This is a genomic window from Actinomycetospora lutea, assembly GCF_028737205.1.
GTDB lineage: Bacteria > Actinomycetota > Actinomycetes > Mycobacteriales > Pseudonocardiaceae > Actinomycetospora > Actinomycetospora lutea.
This window is the reverse complement of the sequence record NZ_JAQZAL010000002.1, coordinates 147,819-167,365: the sequence shown is the minus strand read 5'-3', so window position 1 is coordinate 167,365 and position 19,547 is coordinate 147,819. Positions and strand designations below refer to the sequence as shown.

At 74.8% G+C, this 19,547-nt stretch carries 21 protein-coding genes and 1 pseudogene; 9 read left to right on the top strand and 13 right to left on the bottom strand.

What is annotated here, in order from left to right:
• Positions 1–6 precede the first annotated feature (6 nt).
• The 8 genes and pseudogenes from PHK61_RS03430 to PHK61_RS03400 form a co-directional block, all read right to left on the bottom strand.
• Positions 7–510 carry a nuclear transport factor 2 family protein gene (locus PHK61_RS03430; protein ID WP_274279557.1) on the bottom strand — a complete coding sequence of 168 codons (504 nt, stop codon included), beginning with the start codon at positions 508–510 and terminating at the stop codon, positions 7–9.
• Positions 507–1,793 carry a cytochrome P450 gene (locus tag PHK61_RS03425; RefSeq protein WP_274279556.1) on the bottom strand — a complete coding sequence of 429 codons (1,287 nt, stop codon included), beginning with the start codon at positions 1,791–1,793 and terminating at the stop codon, positions 507–509. The genes PHK61_RS03430 and PHK61_RS03425 overlap by 4 nt, the downstream gene beginning before the upstream one ends.
• A gap of 3 nt (positions 1,794–1,796) precedes the next feature.
• Positions 1,797–2,639, bottom strand: a complete 843-nt coding sequence (locus tag PHK61_RS03420) for an SDR family NAD(P)-dependent oxidoreductase (protein ID WP_274279555.1) — start codon at positions 2,637–2,639, stop codon at positions 1,797–1,799.
• 82 nt (positions 2,640–2,721) lie between these two features.
• Entirely contained in the window at positions 2,722–2,913 is a 192-nt protein-coding gene (locus PHK61_RS03415) for a hypothetical protein (RefSeq protein WP_274279554.1), read from the bottom strand.
• A 56-nt stretch (positions 2,914–2,969) separates the two neighbouring features.
• Positions 2,970–3,101: pseudogene (locus tag PHK61_RS32000) on the bottom strand (nuclear transport factor 2 family protein); the annotation flags it as partial.
• Between the two features lie 90 nt (positions 3,102–3,191).
• Positions 3,192–4,175 carry an LLM class flavin-dependent oxidoreductase gene (locus PHK61_RS03410; RefSeq protein ID WP_274279553.1) on the bottom strand — a complete coding sequence of 328 codons (984 nt, stop codon included), beginning with the start codon at positions 4,173–4,175 and terminating at the stop codon, positions 3,192–3,194.
• Positions 4,172–4,558: a nuclear transport factor 2 family protein gene (locus tag PHK61_RS03405; RefSeq protein ID WP_274279552.1), complete on the bottom strand. Its 387-nt coding sequence runs from the start codon at positions 4,556–4,558 to the stop codon at positions 4,172–4,174. Before PHK61_RS03405 ends, PHK61_RS03410 begins: the two co-directional genes overlap by 4 nt.
• On the bottom strand, positions 4,555–5,763 hold the full coding sequence (locus tag PHK61_RS03400) for a cytochrome P450 (protein ID WP_274279551.1): 1,209 nt from the start codon (positions 5,761–5,763) through the stop codon (positions 4,555–4,557). The genes PHK61_RS03405 and PHK61_RS03400 overlap by 4 nt, the downstream gene beginning before the upstream one ends.
• Positions 5,764–5,917: 154 nt before the next feature.
• Here PHK61_RS03400 and PHK61_RS03395 point away from each other — a divergent pair, with 154 nt between their 5' ends.
• The 7 genes from PHK61_RS03395 (at position 5,918) to PHK61_RS03365 (ending at position 13,139) form a co-directional block, all read left to right on the top strand.
• Positions 5,918–7,393, top strand: a complete 1,476-nt coding sequence (locus PHK61_RS03395) for an FAD-dependent oxidoreductase (RefSeq protein WP_274279550.1) — start codon at positions 5,918–5,920, stop codon at positions 7,391–7,393.
• Positions 7,394–7,432: 39 nt separating this feature from the next.
• Entirely contained in the window at positions 7,433–8,449 is a 1,017-nt protein-coding gene (locus tag PHK61_RS03390; RefSeq protein ID WP_274279549.1) for an LLM class flavin-dependent oxidoreductase, read from the top strand.
• Positions 8,446–9,495: a Gfo/Idh/MocA family protein gene (locus PHK61_RS03385; protein WP_274279548.1), complete on the top strand. Its 1,050-nt coding sequence runs from the start codon at positions 8,446–8,448 to the stop codon at positions 9,493–9,495. The genes PHK61_RS03390 and PHK61_RS03385 overlap by 4 nt, the downstream gene beginning before the upstream one ends.
• A gap of 41 nt (positions 9,496–9,536) precedes the next feature.
• Positions 9,537–10,736, top strand: coding sequence for a cytochrome P450 (locus PHK61_RS03380; RefSeq protein ID WP_274279547.1), 1,200 nt, complete (start codon positions 9,537–9,539; stop codon positions 10,734–10,736).
• Positions 10,733–10,963: a ferredoxin gene (locus PHK61_RS03375; RefSeq protein WP_274279546.1), complete on the top strand. Its 231-nt coding sequence runs from the start codon at positions 10,733–10,735 to the stop codon at positions 10,961–10,963. The genes PHK61_RS03380 and PHK61_RS03375 overlap by 4 nt, the downstream gene beginning before the upstream one ends.
• 36 nt (positions 10,964–10,999) lie before the next feature.
• Positions 11,000–11,746, top strand: a complete 747-nt coding sequence (locus PHK61_RS03370) for an SDR family oxidoreductase (RefSeq protein WP_274279545.1) — start codon at positions 11,000–11,002, stop codon at positions 11,744–11,746.
• Positions 11,747–11,819: 73 nt separating this feature from the next.
• A complete protein-coding gene (locus tag PHK61_RS03365; RefSeq protein ID WP_274279544.1) occupies positions 11,820–13,139 on the top strand; it encodes an MFS transporter in 1,320 nt (439 codons plus the stop codon).
• Here PHK61_RS03365 and PHK61_RS03360 read toward each other — a convergent pair.
• Complete coding sequence (locus PHK61_RS03360) at positions 13,132–14,136, bottom strand: amidohydrolase family protein (protein ID WP_274279543.1); 1,005 nt, start codon at positions 14,134–14,136, stop codon at positions 13,132–13,134. The two genes, PHK61_RS03365 and PHK61_RS03360, sit on opposite strands and share 8 nt — an antisense overlap.
• Positions 14,129–15,490, bottom strand: coding sequence for a metal-dependent hydrolase family protein (locus PHK61_RS03355; RefSeq protein ID WP_274279542.1), 1,362 nt, complete (start codon positions 15,488–15,490; stop codon positions 14,129–14,131). Before PHK61_RS03355 ends, PHK61_RS03360 begins: the two co-directional genes overlap by 8 nt.
• A gap of 131 nt (positions 15,491–15,621) precedes the next feature.
• On the opposite strand from PHK61_RS03355, the gene PHK61_RS03350 reads away from it, so the two are divergent.
• Positions 15,622–16,395, top strand: a complete 774-nt coding sequence (locus PHK61_RS03350) for an SDR family NAD(P)-dependent oxidoreductase (RefSeq protein ID WP_274279541.1) — start codon at positions 15,622–15,624, stop codon at positions 16,393–16,395.
• Positions 16,396–16,423: 28 nt separating this feature from the next.
• Complete coding sequence (locus PHK61_RS03345; protein ID WP_274279540.1) at positions 16,424–17,299, top strand: TrmB family transcriptional regulator; 876 nt, start codon at positions 16,424–16,426, stop codon at positions 17,297–17,299.
• An 18-nt stretch (positions 17,300–17,317) separates the two neighbouring features.
• On the opposite strand, the gene PHK61_RS03340 is transcribed toward PHK61_RS03345, so the two are convergent.
• The 3 genes from PHK61_RS03340 to PHK61_RS03330 are packed head-to-tail and all read right to left on the bottom strand — an operon-like array spanning position 17,318 to position 19,510.
• Positions 17,318–18,076: an SDR family NAD(P)-dependent oxidoreductase gene (locus PHK61_RS03340; RefSeq protein WP_274279539.1), complete on the bottom strand. Its 759-nt coding sequence runs from the start codon at positions 18,074–18,076 to the stop codon at positions 17,318–17,320.
• Positions 18,076–18,837 (bottom strand): sugar phosphate isomerase/epimerase family protein, encoded by a 762-nt coding sequence (locus PHK61_RS03335; RefSeq protein WP_274279538.1) that lies wholly within the window; start codon positions 18,835–18,837, stop codon positions 18,076–18,078. The genes PHK61_RS03340 and PHK61_RS03335 overlap by 1 nt, the downstream gene beginning before the upstream one ends.
• Positions 18,830–19,510: a ThuA domain-containing protein gene (locus PHK61_RS03330; protein ID WP_274279537.1), complete on the bottom strand. Its 681-nt coding sequence runs from the start codon at positions 19,508–19,510 to the stop codon at positions 18,830–18,832. The genes PHK61_RS03335 and PHK61_RS03330 overlap by 8 nt, the downstream gene beginning before the upstream one ends.
• Positions 19,511–19,547 lie beyond the last annotated feature (37 nt).

The following is a 19,547-nucleotide window of genomic DNA, read 5'->3' as shown; positions in this document are numbered from 1 at the left end:
CTCCTGTCAGAGCGACATGCGGTGCCGGTCCGGGCCCGCCCAGCCCTCGCTGACCGGCACCGAGTAGTAGATCTCCAGCGCGACGCGCGCGAACAGCCACGCGCCGGCGACCCGCGTGTAGGTGTCGGCGAAGCGCCCGGCCAGCACGAAGCTCTGCCCGTGGTAGATCGGCGTGGCGAACAGGAAGCTCGTGCCCGTCGCCGTGTCGCCGTCGATCGCGACGTCGTGGCCGTGGATGAACTGGCGCACGAACGGCTTGCCCGCCTCCTGTCCCGGGCCGGCGGGGAGCAGCCGCGGGATCGCCGCGAAGAACTCGGTGATCGCCGCGCGCCCGGACGCCGCCCCCAGGTAGGAGTAGTCGAGCTCGGCGTCCGGCGCGAACAGGCCGCCGATCTCGTCCCACCGGTCGGTGTTGACGTACTCGTGGAATCGGTTGCGCAGCCGGTGCAGCGCCGACTCGGCCTCGAGGACCTCGAGTCGGCGCTGCAGGTCGGCCAGGTCCGCGCTCACCGTGCCCTGAAGGTCAGCGGCAGGTGCTGCATCCCGTGCATGATGTAGCTCGGGTCGTACCGCGGCACGAAGTCCGGCTCGGCGAGCGCGATGTCATCGAGGCGCTCGACGAGGACCTCGAAGGCGATCCGGGCGACCGACCGGGCCAGCGGCGCCCCGATGCACGAGTGCGGCCCGTGACCGAACGCCTGGTGCGAGCGCAGGCGCTCACGGGACGGGTCGAAGGTGTCGGGCTGCGCGAAGACCTCCTCGTCCCGGTTGCCGGAGGCGTAGACGACCCAGACGTGCGCGCCCGCCGGGATCGCGACGCCGCCGAGCTCGGTGTCGGCGGTGGCCACGCGGAAGAGCCCCTGCACCGGCGACTCGAGCCGCAGCGCCTCCTCGAGGTAGCGGCCGAGTTCCTCGGGGTGGGCCCGCACCTGCGCCATGAGCTCCGGGCTCTCGCAGAGCATCAGCATGAACGAGGAGATCAGCTTCGTGGTGGTGTCCGCCCCGGCGCCGATGAGCTGGCTGCAGAACCCGACCATCTCGTTCGGCGTCAGGGGCGCGTCGCCCTCGTTGCGGGCCTGCACGACCGCGGTCAGCAGGTCGTCGCGCGGGTTCTGGGTGCGGTCGGCGATCTCGTCCTCGAAGAAGGTCCAGAACTCGATCTGGGTCTCCAGCGTCGCGAGCAGCGCCTCGTCGGTCATCGCCGTGCCGATCGCGGCGTTGATCGCGTCCGCCCAGCGCGCGAAGTCACCCGAGTTCTCCACCGGGACCCCGAGCAGGGTCGCCAGCGCCTGCACGGGCGCGGGGGAGCAGTAGGCCGGGACGAGGTCGACCTCGCCCTCGTCGCCGGACACCGCGAAGCCGTCGACGAGGCCGTGGCACAGCTCCCGGATGCGCGGCTCGATCCGCGCGACCGAGCGCGGCGTGAGCGCCTTGTTGAGGATGCGCCGGTGCCGGCTGTGGTCGGGCGGGTCCTGGGTGAACAGGACGTCGCCGCGGCTCATGACGACCCGGACGCGCTCGGCGAACTCCGGGGTCACGTCGGAGAGCGCCCGGCCGACCGCCGCGATCGCGCCCGACACCGTCGGCCCCATCGGGTTCTGGCTGGAGAACAGGCGGGGCTGGGTGTTGACCTTCTCGATGTCCGCGTGCCGGGTCACGACGTAGATGTGGTACTCCGGGTCGTGGAACACCGGCGCCTCACGGCGCAGCTGCGCGTACTGCGGATACGGACACCGCATGGCGTCCTGGTCCTGGTCGAAGATCGGCTTGGTGGGGCGCGTCCCGGTGGTCATCGGCTACTTGGCCCCCTGCCCGGCGTCGACGCGCAGGATGTGCCCGGTGATCTGGTCGGCGTTGTCGGAGGCCAGGAACAGCACCGCGTCGGTGATGTCGGAGACCTCGGTGCGCCACTTGTCGCCGGGCATGTTGCCCGCCGCGGAGAACATCTCGTAGGCGTCGTCGGGGGTCATGCCGACCTCGCCCGCGAGGCCCAGCACCATGCCCGAGCCCTGGCCCTCGCCCGGCTTGATGGTGGCCGGCGCGATGGCGTTGACGTTGATGCCGAACTCCGCGAGCTCGAAGGCCCACGCCGAGGTCAGGCCCTGGATCGCGTGCTTGGCGGCGACGTAGTGCGAGAGCTGCGCGTGCCCGGAGCCGGTGACGCCCGAGGAGATGTTGATGATCTTGCCGGAGCGCCGGCCGATCATGTTCGGGACCACGTACTTCGCCACGTACATGTGGCCCTTGAGGATCGTGTCGATCACGGCGTCCATGACGTGGCTGCGCATGCCCTGGATGGTGTCCAGCGCGGCGACGCCGGCGTTGTTGACGAGGATGTCGATGCGGCCGTCGAAGTGGTCGAGCGCCTTGGCCACCGAGGCCTCGACCTGGCTCTCGTCGCGGATGTCGCAGGACAGCGGCAGGCAGCGCCGCCCGCGGCCCTCGACGGCCTGCACGGTCTCCTCGAGCATCTGGCCCGTGGCGAGGGGATAGATGTCGGGGATCGGGTCGGTGATGTCGAGGGCGGCGATGTCGGCCCCGGCGTCCGCGAACGCCAGCGCGTGGCTGAGCCCCTGGCCCTTCGCCGCGCCCGTGATCAGGACGTTCTTGCCCTCGAGCCCCCGCAGTACCGCCGCCATCGGACCCTCCGCTCTCCTCGTCGAGTGACGCCGGTCATGCGTCGTGAGGACGCTAACGCCGCACGTCCCGGCGCGGCAAGGCTCAGCCGTGCTCCGGCTCGCGGCGGGCGATCCACGTCCACCCCTCGCGCGGGCCGTCCTCGACCAGCGCGGCCTCGATGCGGCGCTCGGCGATCCGCCACGTCTCCTCGCGGACCAGCACGTCGACGTAGCGCAGGCCGATCCGCCACTGCGTGCCGTCGTGGCGCTCGTGGCCCGCCGAGCAGGACGACACCCGTGCGCCCGCCCATCGGCGGCCGCGGTCAGCCGCACCTGGCCGAGGTGGTGGTGGGTCCGCCGGAAGCCCGCCTGACCGCCCGCGAACCGGGCCCGCAGCGCCTCCCGGCCGCGCAGCACCCCGCCCCGCCCCGGACCGAAGTCCATGACGGCGTCGGCGGTGAACAGGTCCACGACGGCGTCCATGTCGTACTCGTCGATCCGCTCGCAGTACAGCGCGAGCACGTCGGTGATCGCGACGCGGTCGTCGGGGTCCAGGCTCTCCACGGGCTCTCCTCAGCGCAGGTGGGGGAGGACCCGCTCGCCGAAGGTCGCGACGCGGGTCCGGGCGGTGTCCAGGTCCGGTTCGGCGAACAGCAGGCGGACCACGAGGTGGACCCGCGACCACGCCGCGAGCGACGCCACGACGGCGCGCAGCCCGGCGACGACGTCGTCGACGTCGCCGCGGACCTGGAGGTGGGCGTCGACGTCGGTCGCCGCGACGGGGTCCGCGAGCCCCGCGTAGACCGCCCGCCCGCGCTGGATCGCCTCGTAGGCCTGCTGGGCGCGGGCGTATCCGGCGCGGGCCTGCGAGGCGCCGCCGCCCGGCGCGTCGAGCACGCAGGTGACGACGACGCCGCGGACGAAGGCGGGGTCGCCCGGGTCGCGGACGGTCGCCAGGGTCCGCGAGGCGGCGTCGACGATCCCGGGCTCGCCCCGCCCGACCAGGTGCCCGTCGGCGAGGCGCCCGGCCCGGGCGACGGCGCGGTCGGCGTACCCGCCGAGCCAGAGCGGGATCGGGCGCGACGGGGTCGGGGTGACCCGCACGTCGTGCAGCCCCAGCGCCGGCGCGGAGAAGGGCTCGCCGGTCCCGGCCGCCCGCAGCGCCGCGACCAGGGCCTCGAGGCGCGCCCCGCGGGTGGCCGGGTCGACGCCGAACGCGCGGTACTCGTGCTCGGCGTACCCGAGCCCCAGGCCGAGCAGCAGCCGCCCGCCGCTGAGCCGGTCGACGAGTGCGGCGTCCTCGGCGAGGCGCAGCGGGTGGTGCAGGGGCGCCAGCACCACGCCCGTCGCCAGCTCGATCCGGCGCGTGACGGACGCGCAGGCGGCGAGCACCGTGAGCGGCGAGGGCAGGTAGCCGTCGGGCAGGCCGTGGTGCTCGGTGACCCAGAAGGCGTCGAACCCGGCGTCCTCGCCCGCCCGCGCGAGCGCGACGGCGTCGGTGGGGTCGCCGTGCTGCCCGCTCCACAGGCCGAGGCCGATCCGCAGCTCGTCGGTCACCGCTGCAGGACGGTGCCGAGCCGCGCGCGCCACTCGCCGAGGTCGACGTAGTCGCGGAAGTCGGTGATCAGGTCGCGATCCGGGTCCACCTCGACGACGCCGTGGCACGCGACCGCGTACTCCGTGCCGTCGATGCCGAAGCGGTCGACCCGCTCGAGCCACGAGCGCTCCGGAGTGTGCGCGGCGGTGACGATGTCCCAGCGCACCCACTGCGAGCGCGCCAGGATCGGCGCGAGCATGCCCCGCACGCCCGCGGGCCCGACCACCGGCGGGTGCGGCACGTTCGCCCACGTCCCGTCCTCGGTGAAGCAGGCCCCGGCCGCGTCGGGGTCGCGCGCCTCGACCGCGGCGAGGAACCGGGTGACGACCGGCGGGGCGGTCACTGCGGGAACACCACCGGGTAGGACGCGAAGTGGTCCCGCGCCGAGTGCGGGTCGCGCACCGGCGGCGCCGCCGGGTCGGGGCGCGCACCGGCCGCGAGCAGGGCGTCGAGCATGAGGGTGACGGTGCCGAGGACCTGGGCGCCCTCGCGGTCCGAGGCCGCCGGCACCCCGCCCGCGAGCTCGGTGCCGATGCAGGCGTGCATCCCGCCGCCGAAGGCGTGGCCCCAGCGCGGCACGTCGGCGGGGACGTCGCGCGCCGGGTCGTACTCCGCGGGCCGGTCGAAGATCGCCGGGTCGCGGTTGGCGGCGGCGATGTCGAGCACGACCTCGGCGCCCTCCGGGATCTCGGTGCCGCCGCGCAGGGCGATCGGCGCGAGGGCCCGGCGCCGCGCCACGGGGCTCGCCGGGTGCAGGCGCAGCGTCTCGTACACGCAGGCCTGCAGCAGGGCCGGGTCGTGGCGGGCCTCCTCGGCCGCCTCGGGGTCGCGGGCGGACCAGGCGAACCAGTCGTCGACGGCGTGGGAGAAGGCGTCGGCGGTGCTGTGCGAGCCGGCCTGCAGGTAGAAGGCGACCTCGCGGCGCAGCATGTCCCGGTCGAGGCCGAGCTCCTCGGTGTTGCGCAGCAGCGCGGTGAGGACGTCGCGGGGCAGGTCGTCCTCGGTGATCTCCCCGGCGGCCAGCTGCGCCAGCAGGGCCTCGCGGCGGGCGATCGAGGGCGTCAGGAAGATCCGGTCGAACTCCTGGAGCGCGTCGGCGACCTCGGCGCGGACCTCGTCGGGGTCCCGGGTGGTGTGCACGAGCGTGGCGCCCTCGGAGAACTTCTTCGCGAAGCGGTAGAGGGCGTCGGTCTCGGCCGTGTGGTCGTCGCCGGCGGTGGTGGAGCGGTCGACGCCGGCGACCATCGCGGTCAGGTTCATCACCGTGCGGTAGCCGAGCTCGAGCAGGTCGGCCCGGCCGGCGGCGACGAACGGGGCGAGGGTGTCGGTGACGACGTCGCGCAGGAACGTGTGCTCCCAGTGCCGGAACGTCCCGCGGCGGAACAGCCGGTTCTCCACGCGGCGCCGGGTGCGGTGCGCGGCGCCGTGCAGCACGAGCAGGCAGTCGGCCATCACCACGCCGCCGGCGTCGTAGAGCGCCTGCTCGAGGTCGTGCTGGCGGTAGGCCTCGCGGACGTCGGCGTAGCGGTCCAGCGTGATCGTGGGCAAGGCACACTCCCTCGGCGTGGCGTGACTAACGACGCTAGCAACGCGCCCCGGCCGGGTCGAGTAGGCCGGACGTCGTCAGGTGCTTGACGCCGCTCGGTGATCTCCCCACTCTGTGACCCGCCCCACCACCGGACCCAACCTAGCGGGAGACGCCGTGCCCGAGGTCGAGACGCTCGCCGCCGACGTGGTCGTGCTCGGCGCCGGTCCCGCCGGCATGGCGGCCATCGCGGCCGCGGCCGACGAGGGCGCGTCCGTCGTCGTGCTCGAGGCGATGGACCACATCGGGGGCAACGCGGTCTGGTCCACCGGCTACCTGGCCTTCGTCGACTCCGCGATGCAGCGCGACCAGGGCATCACCGACGACGAGGAGACCTTCGTCGCCGACGCCCGCGCGATGGTCGAGCAGGCGCACGACCGGTTCGGTGTCGAGTGGGACGAGGACCTGGTGCGGCTGTTCGCCCGGGAGAGCGCCGAGACCTACCGGCAGCTCACCGAGCGCGGCGTGCGCTTCAGCCGCTTCATCCCGCGCCCGCGCCAGCACACCGTCGACCGGATGGCCGCGGTGGAGGACAGCTGGATGCTCGGCCGGGCCTTCCGGCGCGACGTGGAGCGCCCCGGCGTCACGGTCCGGTACGGCACGGTGGCCGACCGGCTGGTGGTGCGCGACGGCCGCGTCACCGGGGTCCGGGCCCACCGGCTCGCCGACGGCGCGCCCCTCGAGATCACCGCCCGCCGCGGTGCCGTGCTGGCGACCGGGGGCTACCAGGCCAACCCCGAGCTGCGGCGCCGCTTCCAGCCGGTGGCGGTGTCGCGCGCGCCCTACCTGGGCATCGACACCTGCCGCGGCGACGGCCACCTGCTCGGCCAGGCCGTCGGCGGTGACCTCGTGAACATGACGTTCGTGCCGCCGCTGGTCATCGTCTCCTCCTCGGTGGTGGAGGACGCGATCGCGGTGAACGTCGGGGGCGAGCGGTTCCACGACGAGGCCGGGCCCTACGAGGAGCGCGTCGACCGCCTCCACGAGCAGCCCGGTCGGCGCGCCTGGTACGTCGTCGACGACGAGGTCTTCCGGGAGAAGGCCACCCTGATCAGCCAGATGCCCGAGCCGCCGGTCTCCGCGGGCAGCCTCGCCGAGCTGGCCGCGGCCATCGACGTCCCGGCGGCCGCGCTCGAGGGCACCGTCGCGCGGTGGAACGACTTCCTCGCGGGCACGTCGGCCGACCGCGACCCGGACTTCGGCCGCGTGGTGCTGCCGCCCGGGCGCCGGACGTGCACCCGGCCGCCGTTCACCGCGGTCCCCATGGTCGAGGGCATCAACTTCTGCTGCGGGGGCTTCCGCGTCACCACCGACCTGCAGGTCCTCGACGTCTTCGGCGACGCCATCCCGGGCCTGTTCGCCGCCGGCGACTGCGTGGGCGGGCTCAACCCCGTCTCCGACCTCGGCGGGATCCACATCAGCGGCGGCTTCACGCTCGGGCGGGTCGCCGGGCGCGCCGTGGCGCGGGACGTCACGGGCGGCGGCGGCCACGGGTCGGTCCTGCACGCGGGCCTGCCGAGCATGCTCGACACCCGCATCGCCCTCGTGCACCTCGACCCCGACCCCGAGCCCGCGCCCGACCCCACCTCCTGACCCCAGCTGAGCACGGCCCCCACCCTCGAGGAGACGACGATGTCGGTCGGAGTGTTGTTCACGCAGGGCCAGGTGACCGGCGAGCCGCAGACCACGCTCGCGGAGATCCTGGAGCAGGCCGAGGCCGCCGACCGGCTCGGTTTCTCGGCCGCGCTGACCACGGAGCACAAGGACTCCGAGGAGTACTTCGGTGCGCCGCTGCACCTCGCGTTCGCCATCGCCGCCCGCACGCAGCGCGTCCGGGTGGGGACGGCGATCGCCATCGCGCCGCTCTACGCGCCGGTCGTCCTCGCCCAGGACGCCGCGATCCTCGACCAGCTCTCCGGCGGGCGCGCGTGGCTCGGGCTCGGCGCCGGCTACATGCCCGTCGACTACACCGCGGCCGGGGTGCCGTGGGACGACCGGGCCCAGCGCTTCGACGAGACCGTGCGCATCGTGCGGGCCGCCCACACCCAGGAGCGCTTCTCCTTCGACGACCAGCTGCACCACTTCGCCGACCAGGCCGTCCTGCCCCGCCCGCTGCAGCCCGACGGCGTCCCGCTGCACCTCGCGGCCTGGACGCCCGGCGGGCTGCGCCGCGCCGGGCGCCTCGGTGACGGCTGGATCACCAACGCGCTCATGTCGCTGGACACCATGACGGCGATGGCCGCGGACTACCGCGCCGCCGCGCTGGCCGCCGGGCGGCGTCCGCACGTCACCGCCATCCGCTTCTGCTGGCCCTACACCTCGCGCGAGCAGGCGCTCGAGCTCTTCGGCGACACGGCGCTCGCGATGGCCCGCACGCTCTTCGACTACGGCGCCATCACCGACCTGCCGGGCGTCACGAGCGCCGACCAGATCACCCTCGAGGAGTTCGTCCGCGACCGGTTCGTGTTCGGCACGCCCGAGGAGTGCGTCGAGACGATCGGGCGCTTCCAGGACGGGGCGGGCGTCGACGACTTCCTGATGATCTTCCGGTACCCCACCGGCCCGGACCACCGTTCGGTCCTGGCGGCCATGGAGCTGTTCGGGAACGAGGTGCTGCCCGCGGTCGACCGACCCGCGGTCCCCGCATGACGCCGCTGCGCGTCGGGGTCGTCGGCCTGCACTACGCGGCCGCCACCCACCTGCCGGTCTACGCCGCCCTGGCGCGCGAGGGAATCGTCGAGCTCGCGGCGGTCGCCACCGCGCACCGCGAGACCGCCGACGAGGCCGCCCGCACCCACGGCGTCCCGCGGGCCCACGTGGGCTTCGAGGCCCTCTGCGCCGACCCCGGGGTCGACCTCGTGGACGTCGCGACCCGCCCGAGCCGGCACGCGGCGATGGTCGGCGCCGCGCTGGGGGCCGGCAAGCACGTGCTGTGCGAGGCCCCGCTGGCCCGGTCGACCGAGGAGGGCCTCGAGATGGCGGCGACGGCCGACGCCGCCGGGCGGGTCGCCGCGGTCGACATGCAGTCCCGGTTCTGGCCGGGCCTCGCCGAGCTGCGCCGCCGGGTGCAGGACGGCTGGATCGGCCGGGTCGACAACGTCGCGGTGCAGGCGTTCTACCCGACGTTCACGAACCCCGCCGCCGTGCGCGGGTCGGGATGGTGCGCCGACGCCGCGCACGGGGCGAGCTCGCTGCGGGTGCACGGCCTGCACACCGCCGACATCGTGCGGTGGGTCTTCGGCGACCTCGGCGACGTCCGCGGGCTGGTGGCGCGCCGCGCGCCGACGTGGCCGGGCCCGGACGGGCCGCTGCCGGCCGACAGCGTCGACTCGGCCGCGTGGACCGCGCGCACGGCCGACGGCGCCCTGTGCTCGGTGCACAGCTCCTGGGTCGCGCCCGGGGGCGGGGGGTGGCGGCTGGTCGCGCACGGCGCCGAGGGTGTCCTCGTCGCCGAGGCCGCCGGGCACACCGGCCACTTCCCCGTGCGGCTCTCCGGGGCGCGCACCGGCGAGGAGACCGGGGAGCTCGTCGCCGCCGAGGGCACGGCCACCGAGCCCTTCACCCGGCTCGTCCGGACGCTGGTCGCGCACGTGGCCGACGGCGCTCCGGCCGCGGACCTGCCGACCTTCGCCGACGGCGTCGCCGCCCTGCGGATCGCCGACGCGGTGGACGGCGGTTTGACGTCAGTAGACTGACGACTACCGTCCAGGGACCCGCCCGGTCGATGGAGGACACCGTGACCACAGCCGCCACCGGGGAGTCGGCCGTCGTCACCCTGAGCACGTTCGCCGACGCCAAGGACGCCTACCGCAGCCGCGACCTGCGCCAGTCGCTCTACGACGAGGGCGAGGTCGTGATGGCCGACGTGCTGGTGAACCTGCACGGCACCGAGCACCGCGACCGGCGCCGCGTGGAGAACCGCATGTTCCGCCGGGAGGTGTTCGAGCGCTACGAGCGCGACCTGTTCCCCGGCGTCACCGCGGACACGCTCGCCCCGTACGTCGCCGCGGGCCGGGTCGACCTCGTGCACCTGGGCCACGAGCTGATGCTCAACCTCGCCGCGCTCACCGCGGGCATCGACCGCCCGGAGGGCACGGCGGCCGAGACGGCCCGGCTGCACGCGCACATGATGCGGTTCATCGAGGGCGCGACGCTGGCGCACGCCACCGGGGACAAGGCCGCGAAGGCCGCCGAGGTGGCCCGCGCGCTCGAGGACTGGGACGCCGAGTTCCTCGCGCCCTCGATCGCCCGGCGACGGGAGATGCTGGACCAGGGGGTGGAGCTGCCCCGCGACGTGCTCGCGACCCTGCTCCGGCACGCCGACGAGCTCGGCCTGCCGCACCACGTGGTCCGCCGCGAGGTCGCGTTCTACCTGCTCGCCGGCGCGCACACGAGCGCGACGGCGTTCGTCCGGACCGTCGACCACATGTTGGGCTGGTTCGCCGAGCACCCCGAGCGCGCCGACGCCCACACCGACCCGTTGTTCGTGCAGCGCTGCGTGCACGAGACCGTCCGCCTCAACCCGTCGAGCCCGGTCGGGATGCGGCGCGCGCTCGCCCCGGTGACGCTGCGCTCGGGCACGACGATCCCCGAGGGCGCCACCGTGGTGATCGACCTGCAGGCGGTGAACCGCGACGTGACGCTGTTCGGTCCCGACGCGGCCGCCTTCGACCCCGACCGGACGCTGCCGCCGGGCGTCGCCCCGTTCGGACTGAGCTTCGCGGCCGGCATGCACGTCTGCATCGGGCAGGACCTGGCCGCCGGGGTCGTGGCCCGCGGCGACACCGATCCCGACACCCACCTGTTCGGGCTCGTCACCGGCGCCGTCGGCCAGCTGTTCGCCGCCGGCGTCCGCCCCGACCCGGACCACCCGCCGGAGCGCGACACCACCACCGCCCGCCCCTACTGGGCGACCTACCCGGTGCTGCTCGGATGACGTACCGCATCGAGGTCGACGGGGAGATCTGCATCAGCTCGGGCCGCTGCGTGGCCGAGTACCCCGACCGGTTCCGGTTCGACGACGAGGAGGTCGCGCAGGGTGTGCCCGGCGCGCCACCGCTGCCCGACGACGCCGCGCTCCGCCTGGCCCGCGCCTGCCCGTCCGGGGCGCTGCTGGTGTTCGATGCCGACACTGGCGACGAGATCGACATCTTCGCGACCTGAACGGTCGGGGGAGCGGTCGGGGGAGCGGGAGGGCACGTGGACCTGGGAATCCGGGGACGGCGCGCGGCGGTGGCCGCGGGCACGGCGGGGCTGGGACGGGCGTGCGCGGCGGCGCTGGTCGCCGAGGGGGCCGCGGTGACGATCTGCGGCTCCGACGCCGGGCGTGCCGAGGCCGCCGCCGCCGAGCTGGGCACCGACTGGGTCGTCGCCGACCTCACCGACCCGGAGGCCGCGGCCGGGTTCGTGAGGGACGTCGAGGCGCGCCACGGTGCGCCGGACATCCTCGTCGTTAACGGCCCGGGGCCCCGCCCGGGACGCGTCGCCGACACCGCGCTCGGCGACTACCAGGCCGCGCTGGACCGCAGCCTGCTCGCCGTGGTCGGGATGTGCCTGGCCGCGGTGCCGGGCATGTGCGAGCGCGGCTGGGGCCGGGTCGTCGCCATCACCTCGCTGGGTGTGCGCCAGCCCTACCCGAACCTCGCGCTGTCGAACACCGCCCGGGCCGGCGCGACCGGCTTCCTGCGCACGCTCGCCCGCGAGGTGGCCGCCGACGGGGTCACGGTGAACTCGGTGCTGCCCGGCCTGCACGACACCGACCGGGTGCGCTCGGTCTACGCCGACCCCGACCTGCGCGCGGCCGCCCTCGCCGACGTCCCGGCCCGGCGCCTCGGCGACCCGGGGGAGTGCGCGGCGCTCGTCGCGTTCCTCTGCGGGCAGGACGCGGGCTTCGTCACCGGCGCGGCGATCCCGGTGGACGGCGGCGCGTACCAGGGCCTGCTCTAGCCGCGACTCTTTACACGAGCGTCGTCAGCTCCCTAACGTCTAGCCACCCGCCACGACGACGTCCGGGAGCGCCATGTCCACGGAATCGACCGCCCTCCCCGCCGCCGAGGACCCGGCCACCCGCCGGGCGCTGCGGCGCCTGCTCGCCGGCGGCGTCATCGGCTCGCTCGTCGAGTTCTACGAGTTCTCGGTCTACGCCGTGCTCGCCACGACGCTCGCGGCGGTGTTCTTCCCGTCGGTCGCCCCGACGACCGCGCTGCTGTCCACGCTCGCGGTGTTCGCCGTCGCGTTCTTCGCCCGCCCGCTCGGCGGGTTCGTCTGGGGCGCGGTGGGCGACCGGATCGGGCGCAAGCGCACGCTCGCGCTCACGGTGCTGCTGATGTCCGCGGCGACGGCGCTCATGGGCCTGCTGCCGGGCTACGCGGCGATCGGGCTGGCCGCGCCGGCGCTGCTCGTGCTCCTGCGCTTCGTGCAGGGGGTCTCGGCCGGCGGCGAGATCTCCGGGGCGGTCTCGTTCGTCGCCGAGCACGCGCCGGCGAACCGCCGGGGCCTGTTCGTCGGGATGATCTCGGTCGGCGCGGTGGTCGGGACGCTGCTCGGCAGCCTGATCCCCGGGGTCATGCTGCTGACCCTCTCCACCGAGCAGATGCAGTCGTGGGGCTGGCGGATCCCGCTGCTCGTGGCGCTGCCGCTCGGGCTCATCGGGCTCTACATCCGCCAGAAGCTCGACGAGACGCCCTACTTCCTCGCGCTGCGCGAGGAGCGCACCCGCGCCGCGAACCCCGTCCGCGCGGCGCTGGCCGGGCGCGAGCAGCGCCGCCTGCTCGCCATCGCGTTCTTCCTGGTCGCGGCGAACGCGTCGTCGTTCTACATGATCGTCGGCTACCTCCCGAGCTTCGCGACCCGCAGCCTGCAACTGAAGGGTCTCCAGGCCTTCGCGCCGTCGGTGATCGCGCTGGCGGCCTGCCTGGTCGCCGAGGTCGGCGGGGCCTGGCTGTCCGACCGGGTCGGGCGCCGGACCGTGCTGCTGACCAGCCTCGTCGGGCTGCTCGTGCTGTCGTACCCGAGCTTCCTGCTCATCACCTCGGGCACGTTCGGGCTGATCGCCTGCGGCCTGGTGCTGTTCGGGCTGCTCGCCGGCGCCTACGCCGCGGTGATCAACGCCGCCCTCGTCGAGCTCTTCCCGACCCGGGTCCGGGTGAGCGGCCACGGCATCACCTACAACCTGTCGGTCGCGCTCTTCGGCGGCTCCGCGCCGTACCTGCTGACCTGGCTCGGCGGTGCCACCGGGTCGACGATGGTCGGCGCGTACTACGTGATGATCCTGGCCGTGGTCTCGCTGCCCGCCGTGCTGGCGCTCCGGGAGACGGCGCGGCGCCCGCTGCCTAGCTGAGCCGCAGCAGGCGCTCCGCGTTGGCGGTCAGCTCCTGCGCGAACGGGCCGGTCGGGGTGTCGTCGGCGTCGGAGTCCCAGCCCGCGAAGTTGGTGCCGAACACCAGGTGGGCCGGGTCGGCGCGCTCGCGCAGCAGGGCCACCGAGCCCTCGTCGTGCACGTGGACGTCGAACCACAGCCGCCGGAACCACGGCGCGAAGCCCTGCTCACGCAGCGCCTCGGACGCCCACGGCCGCTTGCGCGCCGCCCGGGCGAACCGGCCGGCGAGGAAGGCGGCGGCGCCGCCCCCGTGCGACAGGCACACGTCGAGGCCGGGATGGCGCTCGAGCACGCCGCCGAAGACGAGCGCGGCGACCGCGAGCGTCTCGTCGTACGCGAAGCCGCACTGCAGGTCGAGGTCGAAGCGGCGCAGCCGCGGATCGGCGGGCGGGCCGTCCGGACCGATCGGCGAGGGGTGCACGAACAGCGGGACGTCGAGGTCCACGACCGCCTCGTACAGCGGGTCGAGCGCCGGGTCGTCGAGGGTGCGCCCGGCCGGGTCGGTGTCGAGGTAGATCGCGCTCATGCCGAGGTCGCGCACCGCGCGGCGGGCCTCGGTGATGCTGTCGGCCACGTCCTGGACGGGCAGCTGGGCGGCCGCGAGCAGCCGGTCGGGGTGCTCCGCGACGAGCGCGGCGAGGCCGTCGTTGTGCCGGCGGGCGAAGGAGACGGCGTCGTCGACGGGCAGGTCCCCGAAGTAGGTCAGGGGGTTGGGGGAGAGGAGCTGGCGCCCGATCCCGGCCGCGTCCATCGCCGCGAGGCGCAGGTCGAGGTCCATGAACGGGCTGCCCTCGTAGCGCACGCCGTGCAGGACGTAGTCGCCGACCCGGTAGAACGGCCGCCCGTCGTCGGACGTCCCGAGCTCCGGCCCGGCCGCCCCGGCCGCGCCCTCCGACGAGCGCAGGACGGCGTGGGCGTGGACGTCGAGGACGCCGCCCCCGCCGCCCGGCCTAGACATGCGACATGCGCTCGAGGTCCTCCTCGGTGAGCGCGAGGGAGCGCGTCAGCGGGCACGCGGCGAGGAAGCGGACCTGGTCGGAGGCGCGCTGGCGGTGCTCGGGGATCGGCGTGACCAGGTCGGTCCGCCGGCCCTCCTTGATCACCTCGACGATCCGCTCCTTGTCCTGCAGCACCGTGACGTCGCGCAGCGGGTCGCCGTCGACGACCAGGACGTCGCCGATCCGGCCGGTCTCGAGCGTGCCGACTCCGCCATCGGGGCCCTCCATGCGCATCGCGAACGCGCCGTTGCGGGTGGCGGCGACGATCGCCTCCATCGGCGTCATGCCCATGTAGTCGACGAACATCTCCAGCTCGCGGGCGTGCCACTCGCCGACCGGGGTGACCGCGAAGCCGGTCTCGGAGCCGGTGAGGAACCGGACGCCGGCGGCGTGCGCCTTGGTGAGCTGCTTCGCCGTCACCTCGATCTCGGCGCGGAACACGTCGAGCAGCTCGGGCGCGGTGCCGATCCGCGCGCCGTAGTCGGCGAGGTTGCCCAGCAGCGTGAACGTCGGACACATCGACGCGCCCGCCTCGACGACGGCCTCGATCGCCTCGTCGTCGAGGTAGGAGGCGTGGTAGATCAGGTCGACCCCGGCCCGGGCGGCGTCACGGGTGGAGTCGGAGTTGCGGCAGTGGGCGACGACCTTGGTGTTGAGCTCGTGCGCGGTGTCGCAGACGGTGCGCAGCTCGTCGATGTTCCAGACCTTGACCTCGGGGCCCTTCATCGACGGGATCAGGCCGGTGACCATGATCTTGATCCAGTCGACCCCGTACTTGATCTGCCGGCGGATCTCGTTGACCATCACGTCCCGGCCGGTGACGACGGTGGCGTACCCCGTGGTGCCCTCGTCCTTGATCATCCGGCCGGCCGTGCCGCCCAGCATGGTCATGAGCGCCTGACCCCCGGCGCGCATCCGCGGGCCCTCGACGATGCCGGCCTCGATGGCGTCCCGGAGCTCGCAGCCGATGTTCCACAGGCAGTCGGCGTCGAGGACGCTCGTGACGCCGGCGCGCAGCACCTTGCGCGCGTTGTAGGCCGAGAGCATCGAGCTGTAGGCCTCGGTGCGGTGGTTGAAGAGCTCGTCGTTGCCGGTGGGCTCGCCGAAGGTGAGGTGGGTGTGGGCGTCGATGAGTCCGGGCATCACCGTGCGACCGGTCGCGTCGACGCGCTCGGTGGCCTCGTCGGCGCCCGCCGCGGCGTCCGCGCCCAGGGCGGCGATGCGGCCGTCGCGCACCAGGACGTCCTCCCCGGGACGTGCCGGCGCGCCGGTGCCGTCGACGACCGTGCCGCCGTGGATCAGGATGCTGGCCATCTCCGCGCCTCCCCGGAGGATTCGCCGTCAGGCTGCTGACGACTATCGGTGCCGTGCGTCTCAGTCTCGCACAGCCGTGAACCTCCGCGAGGTGATGGACGCGACCGATCAGCGGCACTAGCGTCGTTACCGTGACGACGACGTGGGCAGTGATCACCGGGGCCGGCCGCGGGATCGGGGCCGTCCTGGCCCGACACGCGGCGAAGGAGGGCTACCGCGTCGCGGCGTGGGACCTCGACGGCGAGGCCGTCCGCGCCGTCGCGGCGGAGATCGGCGAGGCGTGCGTGCCGCTGGCCGTGGACGTCACCGACGAGAGCTCGGTGCGCGCGGCGATGGGCGAGCTCCCCGCCGCCCCGGCGCTCGTGGTCAACAACGCCGGCATCGTGCGCTTCGGCCCGCTGCTCGAGCTGGCGGCGGCCGACTGGCGCGCCGCGCTCGACGTCAACCTCACCGGCACGTTCCTCGTCGCGCGGGTGGCCGCCGAGCGGATGATCGCGGAGTCGGCCGGCGGGGCGATCGTCAACATCTCCTCGATCAACGGGCTGGCCGCCGCCCCCGGGGCCGGCGCGTACACGTCGTCGAAGGCCGGCGTCGTCATGCTCACCGAGCACATGGCCCTGGAGTGGGGCGCCCACGGGATCCGCGCCAACGCCGTCGCGCCGGGCCTCATCGACGCCGGGATGTCGGACGCGATCTACGCCGACCCCGAGGTCCGGCGCCTGCGCTCGGGCCGCGTGCCGCTGGGGCGCCTCGGCACCGCGCAGGACGTCGCCGAGACCGTGCTCTTCCTCGGCTCGGAGAAGGCGGCCTACATCACCGGCCAGACCCTCGCGGTCGACGGCGGCATCACCCGCGGCGCCCTCAACGCGATGCCGCGGGCGCGCAGCGACGCGCCTGCCGAGTGACCGCCCCCCGACCTGGAACGATGGAGCCATGTCGCAGCAGAGCGTCATCGACGAGCTCGGGCGTCTCGGCATGTCGGGCTACGAGGCCAAGGCCTACGTCGCCCTGGTGGCCGCCGGGACCCCGCTGAACGGCTACGAGGTCGCCAAGCGGTCGGGCGTGCCGCGTAGCACCGTCTACGAGACGCTCGGCAAGCTCGTCGGCCGCGGCGCCGCGTACGAGGTGCACACCGGCGAGAGCAGCGTCGGCTACCTGTCGCTGCCGCCCGCGTCGCTGCTCGAGCGGATGCGCCGGGAGTTCGACGCGTCGATGGACGCGCTCGGCACCGAGCTGCCCCGGCTCGCGGCGCCGCCGCAGGTGCGCATCGTCCACAACCTCACCGACCGCGACTCCCTGCTCGCGCGCGCCGAGGACGTCGTCGGCGCGGCCCGCAACGACCTGTTCCTCTCCGGCTGGCCCGCCGAGCTCGCGCCGCTCAAGGCCGCGGCCCGGCGGGCGGAGAACGAGGGCGTCGACGTCTCCGTGGTGAGCTTCGGCGAGGACGCCGAGCCGGTCGGCACCACGACCGTGCACCGCTTCTCGAGCCCGGAGGTGGCGCTGGAGAACCTGGGCTGCCGGCTGCTGGTGGTCGCCGCCGACCGCGAGCAGGCCGTCATCGGCGGCGTGGTGGGTGAGGACGCCTGGGGCGTGTTCACCGACGACCCCGCGGTCGTGCTCGTGGCCGTCGAGTACGTGCGCCACGACATCGCCATGCACCTCATCGCCGAGAAGCTCGCGCCCGAGGACTTCGAGACGTTCTGGGCCAACGACCCCGCGATCCAGCGCCTGCGCGCCGACCACGGCATCCCGGCGGCGCTGCTCCAGCTCGGCGGGCGCGGCGCGCCTGCCCGCCGCCGCCGTAGGTAGGCCTCCCGTCGGTGGGCGTCAGGCCTGGGTGACGCCCAGGCCGAGGCCGCCGTCGACGGTGAGCACGTTGCCGGTGACCCACTCCGCGCCGAGCAGGTACTCGACGGCCTCGGCGACCTCGTCGGTGGTGCCCGGCCGGCCCAGGGCGTGCGCGGGGCCGAGGGACTGCATCCGCTCGGCGGCCGTGGCGTCGTCGAACAGGCCCGCCCGCTGGTTGATCTCGGTGAGCACGCCGCCCGGGCGCACGCAGCTCACCCGCACGCCCTGCGGGCCCAGCTCGGCGGCGAGCACCCCGGTCAGCGTCTCCAGCGCGCCCTTGGTCGCCGCGTAGGGGGCCGCGCCGGGGAAGGCGCGCTGGGTGTGCACGGACCCGAAGAACACGACCGCCCCCCGCGCGGCGACGAGGTGGGGGAGCGCCAGGCCCGTGAGCAGCATCGGCGCCACCGTGTTGGAGGCGAAGACGTCGTGCAGGCCCTGCTCGGTGAGCTCGGCGAGCGGCCCCCGGTACATGTTGCCCGCCGCGTGCACGACCGCGTCGAGCCCGCCGCCGTGCTCCACGGCGGCGTCGACCATCGCGCGACGGTCGGCGTCGACGGTGACGTCGCCCGCGACCGGCCGCGCGCCCGACCGCTCCGCCACCGCCGCGATCTTCTCCGCCCGGCGGCCGGTCAGCGTCACCCGCGCGCCGGCGGCGGCCAGGCGCGTCACCACGGTCTCGCCGATGCCCGAGCCCCCTCCGGTGACGAGCACGGACATGCCGGCGATCGGTCGTGCCATCAGGGGGTCCCTCCCAGGACGGTGCGGGCGGCGCGACACAGCAGCAGCGCGCGCTCCAGGGGTGCGGTGGTCGCCCGCAGCCGGTCGGACTGGACCTCGACCGCGAGCGGGACGGCCGGAGGCAGGCCCGCCACGAAGCCGCGCAGGTCCAGCCCGCCCTCGCCGGGCGGGACCCGGTCGTGGCGGGCCTCGTGCGCGAGGTCGTCCGGCGTGGTGGCCGGCGCGGCGACGTCGGTCAGCTGCGCGTACCCGGTGAGGGCCGGGTCGGCGGGGCGGGCGAGGTCGTCGCCGGTGCGGTGCAGGTGCAGCGGGTCGAGGAGCACGGTGGCACCCGCCGCGCGCGCGATCCGCTCGGCCGCCTCGCGCGTGCGGACGCCGGTGAACCGCATCGGCTCGAGGGCGACGCGGGTGGGCGCGCCGCGCAGGAGGGCCGCCAGCTCCGCGACGCGCGCGGTAGTGACGTCCTCGTCGGGGTCGTCGGAGACGGTGAGCAGGAACCGCGCGCCCAGCTCGGCGGCGACGTCGGCGAGGGCGCGGTCGTGGTCGCTCAGGGGGGCGGCGCCGAGCCGGACGACCTCGACGTCGAGCAGGCCGACCGGGTGCTGCGCGAGGGCGCGGACGACCGCGGGGCGCTGGGCGCGGGGGTCGGCCAGGCGGACCCCGGCCAGGTCGTAGCCGCCCGCGGCCGCGAGGGCCACGACCTCGGCGGGCTCGACGTCGAGGACGCAGCCGGCCGAGAGCGACAGGGGGTGATCAGCCACCTCGGCCACCGAGGGCCCACCGCGCCGCCCGGGTGACGATCTCCGCGTGCTCGGGCACCGCGTACGACGGCGGGTGGTGCCCGAGCGCGTCGTAGACCACGCGCCCGCCGCCGTGCTCGCGGGCCCACAGCAGCGGCATGGTCCGGCCGTCGGTGACGGGCTGGGGCGCGGCGAGCTGGGGATCGAGGTCGCCGGCGAGGTCCATGTCGCCGTAGACCTCGTCCACCAGCGAGAAGCCCTCCACACCGCCGACGAGGTCGCCGTCGCCGACCACCGACACGTCGATCTCCGGGCCCAGCGGCGGGTGCTGGGAACGCCCCCAGACCCAGCGCGCACCGAGCGCGGCACCCCACTCCGGCCAGTCGTCGAAGCACAGGGCCGCCGTGTGCACCGCGAGCACGCCGCCGCCGCCGGCCAGGTGGTCGGCGAACGCCGCGCGCGCCGCCGCCGAGGGGCTCGCGCCCTCCGCGTCGGCCTGCTCGCGGTAGCGGTCGGGGACGCCGGGCCCGGTCATCGTCCAGCGCAGCGCGTTGACGACGAGGAGGTCGGCGCCCGGCAGGGCGAGGAAGGCCTCGTCGACGCCGTCGACGCCCTCGTGGACCTCCGACGCGACACCCAGCGGGGCCAGCAGCGCGGTCAGGCAGGACGTGGTGGCGGGGAAGTCGTGCGTCAAGCCTCCGGACAGCACCACAGCACGCACGAGGGGACTC